A 393-nucleotide genomic window follows, 5' to 3' on the forward strand; every position below is an offset into this window, starting at 1 on the left:
CACGCCATAGCCAGTATGGCTCACCACGAAGACGCACGAACATTTCGTCGATATGCCAGGTTTTGGCGATAAGGCCGGTGATTTTTACATGTGCGGCAAACCGGGCCCCGAATTTATTGCGCCACCGCCGTATCGATTCTTAGCTGACGATCACGCCGCGCTCAAGCAATAATTCTTCGATGTCGCGCCAGCTCAGCGAGAAGCGAAAATACCATCGCACCGCAAGGCTGATGATGATGGCCGCGGTAAATAGAGGGGGTGCGGACAAAATCTTGGACTAACTGGAGGTAGTTCATGTATTCGTATGAAGACCGCATGCGAGCGGTTCGGCTTTATTTGAAGTTAGGGAAACGTGTTGGCGCAACGATCCGGAATTTAGGATATCCGACGAAG

General features: G+C 51.9%; 1 pseudogene. It reads right to left on the reverse strand.

The features are described from left to right. A pseudogene (locus WM40_RS32715) lies at positions 1–271 on the reverse strand (hypothetical protein); the annotation flags it as partial. Positions 272–393: the final 122 nt, after the last annotated feature.

Origin of the sequence: Robbsia andropogonis, assembly GCF_000970345.1 — a bacterium.
Classification (GTDB): domain Bacteria; phylum Pseudomonadota; class Gammaproteobacteria; order Burkholderiales; family Burkholderiaceae; genus Robbsia; species Robbsia andropogonis.